Source organism: Cohnella hashimotonis (genome assembly GCF_030014955.1).
GTDB classification, from domain to species: Bacteria; Bacillota; Bacilli; order Paenibacillales; family Paenibacillaceae; genus Cohnella; species Cohnella hashimotonis.
Genome location: NZ_JAGRPV010000001.1, coordinates 1,857,856 through 1,874,053, shown reverse-complemented (window position 1 = coordinate 1,874,053; position 16,198 = coordinate 1,857,856). Strand labels below are relative to the sequence as shown.

Annotated in this window: 7 protein-coding genes; 1 reads left to right on the top strand and 6 read right to left on the bottom strand. The window is 61.3% G+C overall.

The window, feature by feature from the left end:
• Window positions 1-36: 36 nt before the first annotated feature.
• Both KB449_RS07250 and KB449_RS07245 read right to left on the bottom strand, forming a co-directional pair.
• Window positions 37-2,247, bottom strand: coding sequence for an AraC family transcriptional regulator (locus tag KB449_RS07250; RefSeq protein WP_282907742.1), 2,211 nt, complete (start codon window positions 2,245-2,247; stop codon window positions 37-39).
• 32 nt (window positions 2,248-2,279) lie between these two features.
• The gene (locus KB449_RS07245; RefSeq protein ID WP_282907741.1) at window positions 2,280-5,462 is read right to left on the bottom strand and encodes a glycosyl hydrolase; all 3,183 of its coding nucleotides are present in this window, start codon (window positions 5,460-5,462) and stop codon (window positions 2,280-2,282) included.
• A 436-nt stretch (window positions 5,463-5,898) separates the two neighbouring features.
• Here KB449_RS07245 and KB449_RS07240 point away from each other — a divergent pair, with 436 nt between their 5' ends.
• Window positions 5,899-11,199 carry a DUF4962 domain-containing protein gene (locus KB449_RS07240; RefSeq protein ID WP_282907740.1) on the top strand — a complete coding sequence of 1,767 codons (5,301 nt, stop codon included), beginning with the start codon at window positions 5,899-5,901 and terminating at the stop codon, window positions 11,197-11,199.
• A 122-nt stretch (window positions 11,200-11,321) separates the two neighbouring features.
• Here the strand turns inward: KB449_RS07240 and KB449_RS07235 are convergent, their stop codons facing one another.
• From KB449_RS07235 to aguA, 4 genes are all read right to left on the bottom strand, one after another.
• Entirely contained in the window at window positions 11,322-12,713 is a 1,392-nt protein-coding gene (locus KB449_RS07235) for an extracellular solute-binding protein (protein WP_282907739.1), read from the bottom strand.
• Window positions 12,714-12,826: 113 nt separating this feature from the next.
• On the bottom strand, window positions 12,827-13,825 hold the full coding sequence (locus tag KB449_RS07230; RefSeq protein ID WP_282907738.1) for a hydroxyacid dehydrogenase: 999 nt from the start codon (window positions 13,823-13,825) through the stop codon (window positions 12,827-12,829).
• Between the two features lie 3 nt (window positions 13,826-13,828).
• Window positions 13,829-14,869, bottom strand: coding sequence for an alpha/beta hydrolase family protein (locus KB449_RS07225; RefSeq protein ID WP_282907737.1), 1,041 nt, complete (start codon window positions 14,867-14,869; stop codon window positions 13,829-13,831).
• Between the two features lie 142 nt (window positions 14,870-15,011).
• On the bottom strand, window positions 15,012-16,121 hold the full coding sequence (gene aguA, locus KB449_RS07220; RefSeq protein WP_282907736.1) for an agmatine deiminase: 1,110 nt from the start codon (window positions 16,119-16,121) through the stop codon (window positions 15,012-15,014).
• Window positions 16,122-16,198 lie beyond the last annotated feature (77 nt).

Below are 16,198 nucleotides of genomic sequence, written 5' to 3'. Positions count from 1 at the left end.
GTATCGGCTGTCTCTTCGGCAAGAACGTTTTCTGTTTCAACGCTCCGCGCCCGGCTTTCTGCGGAATTCGCTCGGGGTGAGTCCCATGTACTTTTTGAACATGCGGTTGAAGGAGGTAATGTTGCGGTAGCCGACGGCTTCGGCCACGTCCTGCACCTTGTACTTGCTGTCCACCAGCAGGCTCGCCGACTTCATGATCCGGGTTTCGTTGATAAAGTCGACGATGTTCATTCCCGTCTTTTCTTTGAAATAGGAGGACAGGTAGCCGCCGCTCAGGTTGAGCCGCTCGGCCAGCGTATCCAGGTAGATTTCTTCGGACAAATGCTGGTTGACGTATTCGACGACAAACGTCGTGATCGGGTCGCGCAGCTGCTTTTTCTCCCGGAACGCCTGCGCGGCGAGCGCCGTCTTGCGCGTCAGCAGCGCCTCCAGCTCGGATACCGTAATGCAGCGCTGCAGCTGACGGTCGACGTCCGTGAAAATCTCCTGCAGCCGGTCCGGCGCGATGACGAGCGGACTGGCCTCGCTCTTGATCTTGCCGATCAGCCCCTCGCCGAACGCCAGCCAGGCGGACGCGGGCACTTCTTTCCCCTGCCATTTGGCGAAAACTCGCTTGATCAGGCTGGTCAGCTGCGCCTCGTTGCCTTCGCGCAGGTTCGACTGGAATTCCTTCCATTGGTCGGGCGCGAACCCGATCGTTTCCGCTCCGGCCGTACGTGCGGTCACGATCTGCATCCGATCGGCCAGCTTGCGCTCGAGCACGAGGTCCTGCGCTTCCCGGTAGGCGGCGCCGATCCGGCCCGCGTTGCCGTATACGGAGGAGACGGCGACCGTCACCGTGCCGAACGCCCGATCCTGCTCGAAGAGCGGCTCCATTTGCTTCAGGCGAATGATGATTTCCTCGCGCTGGCTCGTGTAGACGAGACTTAAGATTTGATAGGCCTCGATGTGGAAGGTCATCGATTCGGGAAAGGCCCGGCCGAGCCGGTCTTCCATATGTACCTTCATATAACTGAGCCACGTCCGGAAATACGCCTGCTCGTCGTCTTCCTCCCGCCTGCTCATCGCGTGGAACAGCACGATGACGAACGGCTCGTCCTTGAAGGCGGCGGGCGGCGGGGCGCCGTGACTGGGGATCGCTTTAAGCTGCTGCAGGAACGCGAGCTGTTTATGCATTTTTTCCTTGTCCTGGAGCTGGCCGCGAATAATGTTGAACTCCCGGATCGACGACCGGAACGACGCGCTGCCGGCCTCGCCGCGGATGGCGCCGATCACCTTCTGGAGCGGGTTGTTGATGCCGGTCGCGAACAGCCAGGAGATGACGATGCCGGCGGCGATCGAGAAGCCGGTCGCGACGATAAGCGTGATGTTCATGCGGGTCTGCGAGGCGATCCGCTCGACGGGCACGCGCTGAACGTAAGTGAAGCCGGTCAGGGTTCCTTTCGACTGAAAATAGTACTTGCCGTCCGAGACGTACTCGCCTCCGCTCGCCTGGCGCAGCCCGGCGGGGTCGATCTCCGGCGTTTGGCCTGCGCTCCGGAAGATCGCGCGGCCCGTATCGTCCATCACCATAAAATCGTCGCCCGCGGCCTGGTGAAAGGATTCGAACATTTTCCGGGCGTCCAGAAAGACGATCATTAAAAAGTCATGGCTGCCCTTGGTTTTGAAAACGATCGGAACGAGCTCTCCGACGATCGTGGTCGCGCTGCGAAACATATGGTTGCGGAAAACGTCGGCCGGCAGCACGCGAGCGCTGTAATCCTCGTCGAACTGCTTTTCCCAGAACGCGGCATCGTACGCCTCGCTCTCGTAAAATACGTTAAACATCGAATTCGCGGGCGCGCTCGTTCCCTTTTCGACGATCAAATCTTTGGACCGGGTGAAAAAAACGATATTGTTCATATACATCTGCAGGTCCGAGGTCCATCCGTTGATCTCCTGCTGCAGAAGCGGAATCTCCCGGTAATTGGGAGCCGCGCGCAGGTTCTGCGCCTTCTCGCTGAGCAGAAAAACGAGCATCTGGCGCTTGACCATGTCGAGATGCTTTTCGTAGCTTTCCGTCGTGTGCTGGAGCATCAGCGTGTTGTATTTGACGATCTGCTCGCGGACGTTTTCTTTGGATTCGGAATAAAAGTAAAGCACGAGGGAGCTCATCAGCAGGATAATGCAGAGGAAACCCGAGAGAAGCCGCAAAAACAAGGAAGTGGACCGGTCTTTGAACAGCGGGATCGGATTGAATTTTCTCATGCGACTCCCTCCTTTTTCCTCTGATCGTACCATTAATAATCTGAATTGGGGATCGCAAAAAGCTTGACAGGCCCCATGAGGCCGTAGGGCTGCAGCCGGTATTCCGGGGAATACGCGTCTCCGGTCGGGCGAAACGACCACCAGTCCGTCCATGCGGCGCCCGGCTTGGCCTCGTGGAGCGGACCGAGAAGATTGCGAGGGCTGCCCGCGATCTCGATATCGAGCGCATTGATGCCGTCCGTCAGCCATGGCGTCAGTTCGACCGTACCTGCGGCCCGCCAAGGAATCGCATGCTCGCGGAGAGAGTTGATCGTCAGCTTTACCGTTACCGCCTCGTACGGCCCCATCTCCATAAATACGCGCGCATGCCGGCGTCTTGGGGCCGTGAACTCAAAACGGTAAATCATGCTTCCGCAATAATGCGGGTAGCCCTGCCCGCACCAATCCCCAAGGGTCAAGCGCTCGGATTCGCGGATCAGGCCGCGGCGAGAATCAAGCGCGAAGCTGCCGAGAAGGTACGCGTCCTCCAGCTCCATATCGTGCGTGTAGGCGCAAGAAACGTCCAGCGCGTTCTCCCCTTGCGCTAGCCGCGGCAGCTTGACCGTCCCCAGGCATCGGTCCAAATACCAGCCGTCGGGCGAATGCGCGAGGGGACGGCCGTTTAAGGCAAAACGGAAACGCTCCGCCTGCTCGAAGGCCAGCCTGACCTCCCCCTCGGGGACGCGGCTGACATCAAAAGAAAATCGGAATGCAGCCTCCGCCCCGTCTCGCGGATGCGGCTCGCCGATCCATAAGTAGCGCTGGAGCTTGCCGTTGGCGTAAACCTGACGCATGCCCAGCCGTTCGCGCAGCTCCCGCTGCGCCTGCCATACGTCCATTTCCTCCAACCACGCCTCGTCCCCGAGCCGATACCTGCAGCGGTCGAGAACCAGCGCGTTGGGAGCGGACCGGGAGAAGGAAACCGGGGCGTCGAGGACAAGCCAAGGCTCGGAAAAAGGTAATTGACGCGCGAGCTCGTCGTTCAGAGCAGTCCCGTCGGTCGTCGTGCCTGCCGCGGCAGCGGCGGCGCCGTGCTCCGCTTCTCCGGCGCGCAGCACGTATAGCCTGGAATCCGCGGGACCGAACCGATCCTCGAAAACCGCGAATCCGTTCTCCTGCCTGGACGCGACGGGCGTCGACTCCCCGGACAGCGGATCCCACCGCTCGACGGTCCCGGTGCCTTCGATGCGGATCCGGGCCTCGCAGCCCGCTTCGCGGTCGTTGTTCGCCGCGAACACGACGATGCCGTCCGGCAGCTCCCTGCGCATGCAGAGCAACCGGCGCAGCTCTGCGCCGTCACGCCCGCGCAGGCTGACGGGGCGCGGGAACAGGCCGGCAAGCGCCGCCGGCAGCTCAAGCATGCCGTTCAGCCTCATGAACCGGGAATGCCCGGTAAGCACGGACAGCGCCTTCCCCGCCTCCCTGCCGTCCAGCAGATTCGGCCCGTCCCCGTACGACAGCACGATGCCGCCGGCCTCCATATAAGCGATCAGCAGCTCCAGGGTCGGACGCGCCAGATTGCGCAGATCCGGCAGCACCGCGACGCGGTAGCCGGCTTGCCCGACGATGAGCCGATCGCCCTCCACGGCGCCGACTTCGCGCAGGATGGTTTCGTCGCCCAGATCGAAGTCGTAGTGCTCGCCGTGCAGCAGGTCGATCAGCTCATTAAATGCCTTATTGTAAGCCTCCAGCTCCTCCGCGATTCCCGCCCTATTGCGCCATGGTCCCGCCTGCACGTCCCGGCCGAGCATCGTCCATACCGAGGACGTGGGGTGGACGACGAGCACGTCCCTTCGAACGTTGCCCTCGCTCAGCACGGCGCCAAGACGCGCGAAGTAATCTTCGATCGTCCGATTGTGCGGCCACCAGTTGACGTTATAGTTAAACGAAGGCGGATAATCCCGCTTGCGGCAGCCGCGGAGCGTGTACAGCGCAAGATGGTGCGTCAGCACGTTGACGCCGAGCGCGAGCTGCCAGTCGCCGATCCACTTGCGGCTCTCGAAGGTGAGCCCCCACCCGGTTACGCCGTACGTTTCCGTAATGACCTTTTTTCGGCCGTACTGGTTCGCGACGCTCGACGCTTGCTTCACCGTCAGACTCTCGTCCGTCTGCTCGCACAGCGTGTCGATGCCGGGCACGTCCAGATAACGGTAATGCGGCATGACGGCGCCGCAATGAAGCGCGGCCCCGATCAAGCTCCCTTCCTCGCAGTAGTGTCCGGCAAGCGCGATGCCGTTCGTCCGGCACCAATCCGCGAGCTGCCTCGTATAGGCATCGACGAACCGCTCCGTCACCGTCGCCCAATAGTCGTGCCGGATGCGCGCCGCGTGGGGGCCGCAAAAGAAAAAATACGGCAGCAGCTCCCAAACCTCGTATCCGTTACGCACGAGAAAAGCTTCCGGCAGCACGTCCGACCAGGCGATCCAGGTCATGTCCGGCCGGTTTAAGCCCTCGTGGAAGCCGCGGATCGAAGGCTCGTCGGTAAAAATGGCGGGAATCGTTCGCCCGAAGGCCTCGCCGACCGCGACCTTGTACTTCTCGTGCGTCGTCTCGATGAACAGCCTGGCCGCCTCGGGATTCAGCGCGTCCGGATACGCGTCGCCGTGGCACCACTCGTTCGGCGCCGCGACATGGCGTCGCAGGACGAGATAAACTTCGCCCTCCGCAAGCGCATGGCCGGCTGCGTCCGCATCCGGCTTCGCGAGCCTCTCGCAGCTGCGAAGGGCGTCGCCTTCGATGACCGCGACGTACGCGGCTTGAATCGAATCATCAGTATCCAGCGTTCGCGCAACGGTCAACGACAACGCCTTTGCGCGGACGGCGTCTCCCCCGATTCGCCCGACTTGGCCGCCGCCCATTCCCGAGGAATACTTGTCTTCGTCGTACAGCCAGGCCTGCATTCCTTCCGCCTCGGCCTTCGCCACCGTATCCCGAATGCGGTCCATGAAAGCTTCGCCGAGATAAGGCGTCTCGAGGCCTTCCCGCACGTGCATCATGAAGCCGCCCATGCCTTGCGTCTTGAAGCCATCGACCTGCGCGTTCAGCTCATCCTGCTCAAGCGTTCCGTTCCAGGACCAGAACGGAACCGGCCTGCAATCCATGGGCGGGTCCGCCCACTTGGCGCGCAGCCGTCCGATGCCGTCCGTGGCCTGCGCGGAAACTAGTCTTTTTTTCATCTTTTGCGCGCTCCCCTTATTTGCCTTTTGCCTATACCTTCATCATATAAGGGCGGCGGGCGGCGGGAAATGAGCGGTATTCCGCAAGTTGCAACTTCTTTCGGGTTCATTCAAAAACGATAAGAATCTATAAAAAAGCCCAGCCGCAAATGCTCGTGAATACGCCGTAAAGCGCGCCTTGGTCGGTTTTTCGAAAGCTGATACTTTTATCAGAAAATATGAAAGGAGTTGAAGGTCCGTCAGGATCGTTCGTTTACTGCCGCGGACGGGCGTCTTACCATCATCTTGTCAGGCGACGACCCCCATGGTGAAAGCGTATTCAGATCTCCTGATGAACACAATACAATGCGCTTGCGTATCGGCATCGATCGGAGGTGAAATCGTTCGTCATTCGGATTTGCACCCGCAATTACTTTAACCATGGAGGCGACATCATTTGAACATCCGTACGTTTCAACGCAAGACGTCGATTACGCTCGTATGCGTCATGGGCTTAAGTCTGCTCCTGAACTTGTTTTCCTTTTCGTTTGCCAGCGCGGCCGGAACGAATCCGGTCCTCGGACCCGAGCTGCTGCCCAATCCCGGGTTCGAGCAGGCGTCCGGCAATATGCCCGCCGGCTGGACCAAGTTCAATGCGGCCGTAACCGTCGAATCCACGACCGAACAAGCTACGGAAGGGACGCGCAGCGTCAAGATCTCCAATAATACGGGCGGCATTCAAAGTCCGTTGATCCCTTATTCTCCGGGGGCTTCTTTTACGGCCGGCATCAAAGGAAAAATCGAGAGCGGCGCGCTTACGCTGATTATCAGGTATTTCGATGCCAATGGGAGTTCGAACGCGCAAAAATCGGTTCCTGGCGCGGCCGGCAATCAGTGGCAGACGATTCTCGCCAGCGGGACGGCGCCGGCGGATACTGCCTATTTGCAAATGATCGTCGTCATCCCGAGCAGCGCCGGAACCGGAACCGTCTACGTGGACGAAGCCTCCCTGAAGACGACCGAATTGCTTCTGAATCCGAGCTTCGAGGCGGCCGCCACAACCGTCAGGCCGTCCGACTGGACCGCGGTCGACCACGGCTTGGCGTCCAGCATCGCTACGGCGACAGGCGCCGCCTATGCTACGCACGGCATTAAATCGCTGCACGTGTCGGACCAATCCGCGACGGACGCTTACAGCGTAAAAAGCGCGACGGCCCCTGCCGTACCCGGCAAAGCCTATACGGCCGCGGTGAACGCGAAAGCCTTGTCGGGCGGCGGCAGCCTGATCCTCCGCTTTATCGGCGCCGCCGGACAGCCATTCGCCGAAGCGCAAACGACCGGCACGGGCAGTTGGGAAGCGTTAACCTTAACGGCCGAACCTCCTGCCGGGACGACCGCCGTACAGGTGGAGCTCTCTACGTCCGGCACGGGAACGGCGGACCTGTATTGGGATCAGGCAACGCTGACCGCAGCGGACGCCACCTCCGGGCCGACGCCGACGCCGACGCCGACCGCGACACCGACAGCGACACCGACCGCTACGCCGACAGCGACGCCGCCGCCGAACGGTTCGCTGTCGTGGCCGACAAATCTGAATCCTGCGGGCTCGCGGCATTTTCAACCGATCGACCGTCTCGTAACGACGCAAAATCCCCCCGACTTCGGCTGGCCCGTCATTTCGGGCGCCGATGCCTACGAGCTGCAGGTGGCGGCCGACAGCGGCTTCGAGAACGTGATGTACCAGAAGAACGATATCGCCGTCAACTACTATAATTTCCCGACCGCGTTCGCGGACGGTCAATCGTACTTCTGGAGGGTTCGGTTTCATAAACCGGCGGGATGGTCGGGTTGGAGCGACGTCCGGCAATTCCGGATCGACGACGATGCCGTGCCCTTTCCGGTTCCGCCCGTATCCGAGCTCATCGCGAACGTGCCCGATTCGCATCCCCGCGTGCTGACGACAGCCGACAAGCTGACGGAATTCCGCGCCAGAAAAGACGGGGCCGGCAAAAAAACGTTCGACCGGATTAAATCAATCATTAATACGAACGACCATCAAATGCCGGGCGAACCGGTCAAAACGCAAACCGGTCCGACCGTGCTCGCGCAAACGCAAAAAGTAACCGCTCCAATGATCAATGCCGCCTTTGTCTATCTGGTTACCGGAGACCCCGTATACGGCGAGTTCGCCAAGGAACGGCTGCTGCATGTCTCCACCTGGAGAACCCAGGAAGGCCCTACTCAATATGACAACGCTGCAGGCGGCAACGACCAGGTTCACAGGGACATCGTGTTGACGAGCGCGATGACTTACGACTGGATTTACGATCTGTTGAGCCCGGCGCAAAGGGAAACGGCGCTCGCGATGGTGCTGGACCGCGCGCAGACGATCGCGGACGACGTTCTGTACGACGAAGCGCCGATTACCAGCAACCCGTACGATTCCCACGGCTGGACGGTCAACGGCTACCTCGGCATCATCGCGACCGCTTTGCTGCATGAGGACGTCGACATTAACGGCACCGTCGTTTCGCAGAAAGCGCAGGAATGGTTCAATCTCATCGTGCCGGCTTACATTAATCTGTCTCCGACATGGGGCGGGGAAGACGGCGGCTGGGGCAACGGCGAAGGCTACTGGCAGTGGTCCAGCATGTCCGGCAAGCAATTTCTGGATACGCTCTATGCGGCCACCGGCTTCAACGGCTACCGGAAGGCGTATTTTCGCAACGAGTCCTCGTATGCGATGTATATGCTGCCGCCAGGCCAGCTTGGCGGCGCGTTCGGCAACGGCAACGACGGCATCTCCCGCAATTATGTGTCCGCCAGCATCACCCGCAACGCCCAAATGCAGCAGGATCAGACGATGCAATGGTACGCGCGGCAATATCAGTACGATATCGATAACTTCATGACTTACTTATACGAAGACGCGGACCTGCCGGCGCGTCCTCCCGTAGAGCTGCCGACGGCCCGCTATTTCGAGCAAATCGGAACGGTCGCGATGCACTCCAGCCTCATCGATCCGAAGCGGATCTCGCTCTTTATGAAGTCGAGTCCGTTCGGCAGCTACAATCACAGCCAGGCGGATCAGAACAGCTTGATCATCAAAGCCTTCGGCGAGGAGCTTACGGTGGAAGGGGGATTCTACGACGCTTACGACAGCGGCCATTACACCAAATACGCCAAGCAAACCTTTTCCCATAACGCGATTACGTACGACGGCAAAAAAGGCCAGAGCACAAACGATATGCGGGCATCCGGACAGATTACGGGCTTCGCCACGAATAAAGATTTCGACGCGGCGGTCGGCGACGCAAAGGAAGCTTACAATGCCGGAAGCAACGCCGGTCTCGATCTGGCGCAGCGAAGCGTCATCTACGTAAAACCGGGCGCCTTCGTGGTCGTCGATAATTTGAAGGCGCGCGAGCCGGGCGGCTCGAGCTTCGAATATTGGCTTCACGCCGATAAAAGCTTAAGCCTCGACGAAACGAACGACAGCGCCACGATCGTCAAAAACCAGGCTGCTCTTAAAGTCAATCTGTACTACCCGGGGCTAAGCGCCATCCCGGTAACCGACAAGTACGTCGGCGCCGACGGCGCGGAATACAACCCTGAAGCACAGCCCTATGTGGGCAGAATCCGGCAACATGGCGGATTCAAAACGCCAAAAACCAAAAATGCGACGATCGTATCCACCTATGTTCCTTACGAGGCCGGCTCCACGCCGCAGAGCATCGTATCCGAGGCGCACGATACGTACAGGAAGCTGCACTTCGCCGATGGCACGAACGTGTATGTACGCACGGGTCAAAGCGGCGTCGTCGTTACCGAGGACAACGTTCAATTCGACGGCATCGCGGCTACCGTCAGAGGAGATTCCGTTCTATTGGTCGGCGGCACCCAGCTGTCCGTAAACGGCCAGACGCGGATTAGCAGCACGCAGCCTGCGACCGTCGCCCTCTCCGGCGACGAGCTGTCGATTACAGGCACGCAGGATGCGCAAGTCAGCTTGCTGAAATCCGGCGTGACGACCGTTCTGGATGAAAAATACCGCAGTCTGCCCAAGGGCGGCAGCGTAACGCAAGCCGTGTATTCGCGCGGCGTGCACTGGGATACGGCAGCCAGCGCATTAACCTTGAATGTCGAACCGGGTCAGCATCGGCTGCTCTTGCGCGATATTCCGGCCCCCGCGCCGCTCGCTCCCATTTCGTATCCGGTTGCAATCAACGGCTCGGCTTCAACGGTAACGCTGTCCGTTTATGGGGACGGCCACGGCGGCACCGCGGCCTGGGGGACCTTATCGAACGCGGCAGGGTTGTACGAGGTGCTCGAAGCGCCGGCCGGACTCTTGATCGAGGGGAGCGGCGGCGTCAAGCCCGCCATGTTCGTCGGCGCAAACGCCAAGATCGTCGTACCGAATCCGACGGGAGCCCTTAAGCTGCGCAGCGCAGGATCGGGTGCGGTGACGCCGTCGGAACAAACGTCCGACTTCGAGGCTGTCAAGGCAGGTCTAGACGTATTTGCAGAAGCGGAAAGCTTCAGCAGCGCGGATAGCGGGATCGCGACATATAACACGCGCAGCTTTCTCTCGGGCGGCGCAGGCGTCAGCGGGTGGAGCAATCCGGGTCAAACGATTACTTGGCAGCTTAACGTTCCCGAAGCCGGCTACTACGATGTGGCGATGAAATACGTGGGCGGCTGGGAGCTCGGCGGCGTTCCGATGAAGCGGCTGATTCAGCTGGGCTCGGACCTGTATTCGGCTGAAATTCCGAGCACGCCGAGTTGGGGAACCACGCCGGAGGAATGGCGAGCGATTAGGGTACGCGCCGGCACCTATCTGCCCGCCGGACCCGTGACGCTCAAGATGTGGAACGTCGCCGGGGCTGCGAATATCGACTGGGTCGGCTTGAAAAAAACGGAGCCGCAGGCGGAAGCTTCGGTCAAACTGACGACAAGCGCGAGCGCTGTCAGTCCCGGCCAGCCGCTTGACGTTCGCCTGAGCCTTGATCAAGCGGGCCAGGCGGCCGGCGTCGATCTTACCTTCTCTTACGACCCTGACAAGTTCGTTTATGACGATTACGCTAAGGACTTTGCGCAGCAGGCGGTTATCGTCACGAACGATGCGACGGCAGGCAAGCTGCGGATATTGGCGGGTCGCACCGGAACCGGGACGCTGCCGGCGGGCACGCCGTTCCTGACCTTAAAGCTTCGGGCGAAGACGGACGCGCCCACGGGTCCGTCGAGCTTCGCAGCTTCTGAGGTATCGGTATCCACGGAAGCCGGCGTTGTCACCGCGCTGGCGGCAAGCTCCGCAGAAGTGAATATATCCGATCAGGCGTCGCTCGCAGCGCTGATCGCGCAGGCGGAATCGACGCGCGACCAGGCGGTCGCGGGAACGGCTACTGGCAACTTTTTCGGCGCTATGCTGACCGGTTTGAAGTCGGCCCTGACTGCGGCCATCGACGCGGCTAAAGCCGTGCTTCATCAGACCGGCGCGACCGAGGCGCAGGTGCAAGCGGCGAAATCGAACCTGTCGGCCGCGATCGCGGCTTTCGAATCCCACCGGATAACCGACGCGACGGGCAACATGGACGACGACCCGCTGTTCAATATCGCCGACTTCGTCCAGGTATCGACTTACTACGGCAAGGACGCCACGAGCGCCGAATGGACGGAAGCCAAGCGGGCGGACATCAACAGGGACGGCGCGGTCGATAGCGAGGATCTTGCCTTCATCGCCGTTCGGATCATCGGGTAAAGTCACGGAACCGTTAGCGGATCATTCGTGCAAGCGGCAGGAGAAGTATGAGCAAGGCCGACGTAAACGATAAAAAAACGCGCGAGCGAATGCGGCTCGCGCGTTTTTTTGAATGCCGGCGATCACGAAAACTGTCCGGCCGCCTCGACTTTGTCGCAAAACGCTTCCTCCGACTGAAGCCCGGACAAATACAGCATGACCTCGGGCAGCAGACGGCTCCACTCCCGCTCCAGCAGGCCTAGCGCATCGCCGAATCGATACGTCGGAATGATCTCCCGGTACATGCCGAACCTCGAGGGGCGGGAAAAACCTTCGGCGCCGTCGCCGTTGCCCGGCTCGTCGGCGGCCGCGCGCAAGGCGGGCAGGCTGAGCGTATCGCGGCGAATGGCCGCCTGCGCGGCCGGCCCGGTCAAGTACTCCGTCAGCAGCCTGGCCTCCGCCGCGCGAGGGGAATGCCTGTTGACGGCGAGCCCGATCGCGATGACCAGCGTGACCGGATCGGACAGCCGGGGAAGCGGCGCGATATCGTAAGCGATGTCGGCCTGCCGGAGCGCGTTCAAGCCGTAATACGTCGTCAGCATCATCGACAGCTTGCCCTGCGCGAACAGCTCCTCGACACGAAATCCGGCATCGCGCTCGGACATGAGCGGCGTCATCCGGTCCGTGACGATTTCCTTATAACGCCGAATGCCTGCGAGCATCCGCGTGCCGCGCATGCGAAGCCGGCCGGCGGCATCCCGCTCCGCCTTCGCCCCGCTTTGCAGCAAAAATACGGCGATCCGGTTGCGCTGGGTAGCCGAAAAATGAAAGCCTGCCCGTTCTTGAGGCACCGTGAGCCGGTCCGCCGCGCCAAGCAGCTCGTCCCAGCCCCAACCGCTGTCTGGCTCCCACATCTCGCGCTCGCGGAAATGCTCGCGGTTGTAACACAAAATCGTCGGACTGAACGTAAACGGCCTCGCTAACAGCGTGCCGCCGGCCGTCATCGCGCCGGTTAAAAAAGGGTAGCACTCCGGCTCCCCTACCAGCGGCAGCAGCCCGTCCGCATCTCCCGTTTCCCGGAAGGTCCGAAGCTCGGCATCGTTGAGCGTGATCACGTCGACCAGTCCATGTTCCAAGTACGGCTTCAGCGCGATCGGATCGTGGCCCGGCAGCGTAACGTCCTGCACGCGGATGTGCGGATACCGCGCCTCGAAGCTCGACAGCAGCGCCTTCAGCTCCGTCTCCCGGAGCGTCGATCCGTGGTGGCCGAGCTTCAAGACGATGCGTTCCGGCTCGCTGCGCTGCGAGACGACGCTGCCGATCCGCGGCTTTTTTTCGATCAGGCCTTCCGCGGCCAGCTCGGCCAGCACGTCCCGTACGATTTTATTGCTAAGCGCAAACCGGTCCGACAAATCCTTCTCCGAAGGAAGGAACTCCCCCGGCTTGCGAACGCCCTCGAGGATGTCCTGCCTCAGGCGGCTCAGCATCTCGTCCTGGCGGATCCGGAACGTTTTGCGGCTTTGCTTCGTTTTCATAACTCTCTCCCAACCGCCTCTAAGAAATAAAAAGGATTCGCGTACCCGCGGGCGAGTCGGAATCCGATGTTCTTCTTATCTTAGTTGCGCGCTTCGCGCAGTGTCAACACGACCTAAGCCAACCTGAACAGCTGGGTTACGTCGACTTCACCCTGAAGCGGCTTGCCGACGGCGTATCGCTCGACTTCGGTCGCGATATAGGCGCCGATCCGGCGCAGGCCATTGTTCTCGGCACCGGCGATATGCGGAAGCAGCGTGACGTTGGGCAGCGAGCGGAACGGATGATCGGCGCAAGGGGGCTCGGGGTCCGTGACGTCAAGGCACGCCCACAGCCGTCCTTTGCGCAGCTCCGCGACAAGCGCCTCCTCGTCGACGAGCGAGCCGCGGGCCGTATTGATGAGAATCGCGTCTTCCTTCATCAGTCCGAGCGTGCGCGCGTTCATCATGCGCTCCGTCTCCGGAATCGACGGCGCATGAATCGAGACGACGTCCGAGCCGGAGAGCAGCGCGTCCAGCTCGACCTTCTCGGCGCCCATGCCCGCGATCGCGGCTTCGTTCACGAACGGGTCGTACACGAGCACCCGAACCTCGAACGCCTGGAGCAGCTTGATCAAGTGGCGGCCGGACAGCCCTGCGCCAATGACGCCGACGGTGACCTCGTAAAGCTCGCGCACGCGCTCCCGCTGCTTGTCCCACTCGCCTTCGCGCGTGTTGCGGGCCAGCTGCCACATGTTCTTGAGCGATACGATGGCGAGACCGAGCGCCGTCTCCGCCACGCCGCGGGCCAGCGCTTCGTTCGCCGTACCGACCCGGATGCCGCGCTCCTGCAGCGCCGGACTTACGATCGGCTTGACCGTGCCGGCCGCATGCAGGGCGATGCCGAGCTTCGGACAGCGGTCGAGGACCTGCGCGTCAAGCGGCGGGCAGCCCCATGACGTGATGATCATATCCGCGCCTTCGGCCAACTCTGCCGCCCGCTCGGGCGTCGGATTGCCTACGCTGTCGTTGACGATCAACTCGCCGAACTGCCGGATTCGGGACAAGTGCGCTTCGTTAAAGATGCGGTCCGTAAAATGACGGCTTTGCAGCATGACGATTTTTAGCGGATTCATCGCTTATTCTCCTTCTTGCTTGAGCCAGCGATCCAAGAAGCGGTATGCCAGCAAGCGGATCTCTTCGGGAAAATCGTGCTTGCCCTCGCCGAGATAGAACCGGAACCGGTCCTCGCGGCCCAGCAAGCCGTACAGCTTGGCCAGCTCCCCCATCCCTTCGGCGACCGAGCGCCAGTGCGGAAAGATGGCATCCTGCTGGCCCGCATAGTTAAAAAAGGGCACGGGCGCGCACAGGGCTGCGATCTCGTGGAAATCGAACGGAACCCGATCTTCCTGCAGGTCGGCACTCACCTTCGGGATATGCGTGTACGGATACGACCGGTAGCCCCAATGGTCCGGGTGCGGATCGCCGGCGAAGGGGCTGAAGCCGCAGCTCGATACGACGGCGCGGATGCGATCGTCCAGGCCCGCCAGAAAATAAGCATTGTAGCCGCCGAAGGAATGCCCGATCGCCCCGATCGCGCGCCGGTCGACGAACGCGAGCGACGCGAGGACGTCGATGCCCTGCATATGGTCCGTCGCATTTTTGGCGACGGTCGACCATTCCGGATGCGCTTCATAGAACGCGGTGCTGTCAAAAGCGGGATAGCCGGGATAAATACGTTCTCCGGCCGTGAGCGCATCCGGCGCAAGCACGACATATCCGCGCAGGACCAGCTCGACGGCATAGCCGCGGTTGGGCCTGCCCGGCACGATCGCAATGTCGTCCTTGCCGATCTCATGGGTCGGATGAAGCGCCATGACGGCGGGATATCCCGATGACGGGCGGGAGCCGTCCGCAAGCGGGGCCGGCACGAGCAGATAAGCGGGGACCGTATCCCCGTATGCCGTGTCGTACTCGACGCGATGACGGGTATAACCCGCTTCCTCTGTCGCGGACACGTACCGCAGGCGGGCAGGCGGCCGCTCCGGCAGCGTCCCGATATATTCCAGCCAGGTCCTGCGGATCTGCGTCCGTTTCTCCAGCCATTGCGTCTTGTCGGCAATGCCTGCAAGCAGCGGCGGCAGGCCGGTTTTGTTCAGTTGAGATAAAATGTAGGCCATATCGTGCAGGCTCCTTTACCGTATCCATCGTTCGATTTCTAACTTATATCTGGATTACAATAAAGGCATTATATCCTGTAAAAATTGGAAGGTCAATTAATTTGTGAGTCAGATATAAATCAGTTTCCTTTCCGTAATCAGATCACCCGCGCCCCCCATCCGGAACCTGCTGCGTAATGCAGTGGACGTTGCCGCCGCCAAACGCGATTTCCCGCGTATACACCTGCACCACCTTGCGGTCCGGGAAGAGAGCGGAAAACCTCGCAAGCGCCTCCCTGTCCCGGCGATCGCCGAAGGCCGGGACAATCAAGCCGCCGTTGCAATAGTAAAAATTGACATACGACGCCGCGATGCGCGTGCCCGGCTTGCGACCGAAGCTTTGCGCCGCGCGATCGATCGTCCGGCAATCCGAGGCGGTCAGCTCGATCGGGTCCGGCAGCGGAATCCGCTCGAGCCGCAGGCGCCGTCCGCTCGCGTCCGGCTGCGCCTCAAGCGCCGCCTCCGCCTCCCGCACGATCTCGTACTGCGGATGATCCGGATCGTCCGTCCATGCCAGCAAGACAATCCCCGGCGCAGCGAACGCCGCCAACTCGTCGATGTGGCCGTCCGTCTCGTCGTCGGCGAGGCCGCGCTTGATCCAGACGATCCGCCGCACGCCAAGAGACCTCGCGAGCCGCGACTCTATCTCCGTCCGCGAGAGGCGGGGATTGCGGTTCGGATGCAGCAGGCATTGCTCCGTTGCGAGCAGCGTTCCTTCGCCGTCCACGGCGATCGCACCGCCCTCCATGACAAAGTCCCGGGCATCGTATCGATCCTTGCCTTCGATCTCGAGCACCTTCTGCTTTACGAGCTGATCCTGGTCCCATGGAAAATAAAGCCCGCCGTTCAACCCGCCCCATGCGTTAAATCCCCAATCGATGCCGCGCACCTCTCCGGTCGTATCGTTTCTCACGAAGGTCGGTCCGATGTCCCGCATCCAGGCGTCGTTCGAGGACAGCTCGACGACGCGAACCGCGCCAGGCATAATCCGCCGCACATGCTCGAACCCGCTCCCGTTCACGCCGATCGTGACCGGCTCGAAGGACGCGATCGCGAGCGCCACCCTCCGGAAAGCCTCCTGCGCGGGCTTCGCTCCCAGGCGCCACGTATCGGTCCTCGCCGGCCACAGCATCCAGGTGCCGGCGTGCGCATCGAATTCGCCCGGCATGCGGTAGCCGTCTGCCGCAGGCGCGCCCCGCCAAGTTTTGACCATGCTCCAGCACCTCGCTCATGAAGCTAGCCGCTTAGGGACGGCTGCCGTCTCCTACTCCATATTCGCCGAGCGTCGTG

Excerpts from the sequence above, each read along its gene's own strand:
- KB449_RS07250 (WP_282907742.1), bottom strand. The coding sequence starts at position 2,247 with ATGAGAAAATTCAATCCGATCCCGCTGTTCAAAGACCGGTCCACTTCC.
- KB449_RS07245 (WP_282907741.1), bottom strand. The coding sequence starts at position 5,462 with ATGAAAAAAAGACTAGTTTCCGCGCAGGCCACGGACGGCATCGGACGG.
- KB449_RS07235 (WP_282907739.1), bottom strand. The coding sequence starts at position 12,713 with ATGAAAACGAAGCAAAGCCGCAAAACGTTCCGGATCCGCCAGGACGAG.
- KB449_RS07230 (WP_282907738.1), bottom strand. The coding sequence starts at position 13,825 with ATGAATCCGCTAAAAATCGTCATGCTGCAAAGCCGTCATTTTACGGAC.
- KB449_RS07225 (WP_282907737.1), bottom strand. The coding sequence starts at position 14,869 with ATGGCCTACATTTTATCTCAACTGAACAAAACCGGCCTGCCGCCGCTG.
- aguA (WP_282907736.1), bottom strand. The coding sequence starts at position 16,121 with ATGGTCAAAACTTGGCGGGGCGCGCCTGCGGCAGACGGCTACCGCATG.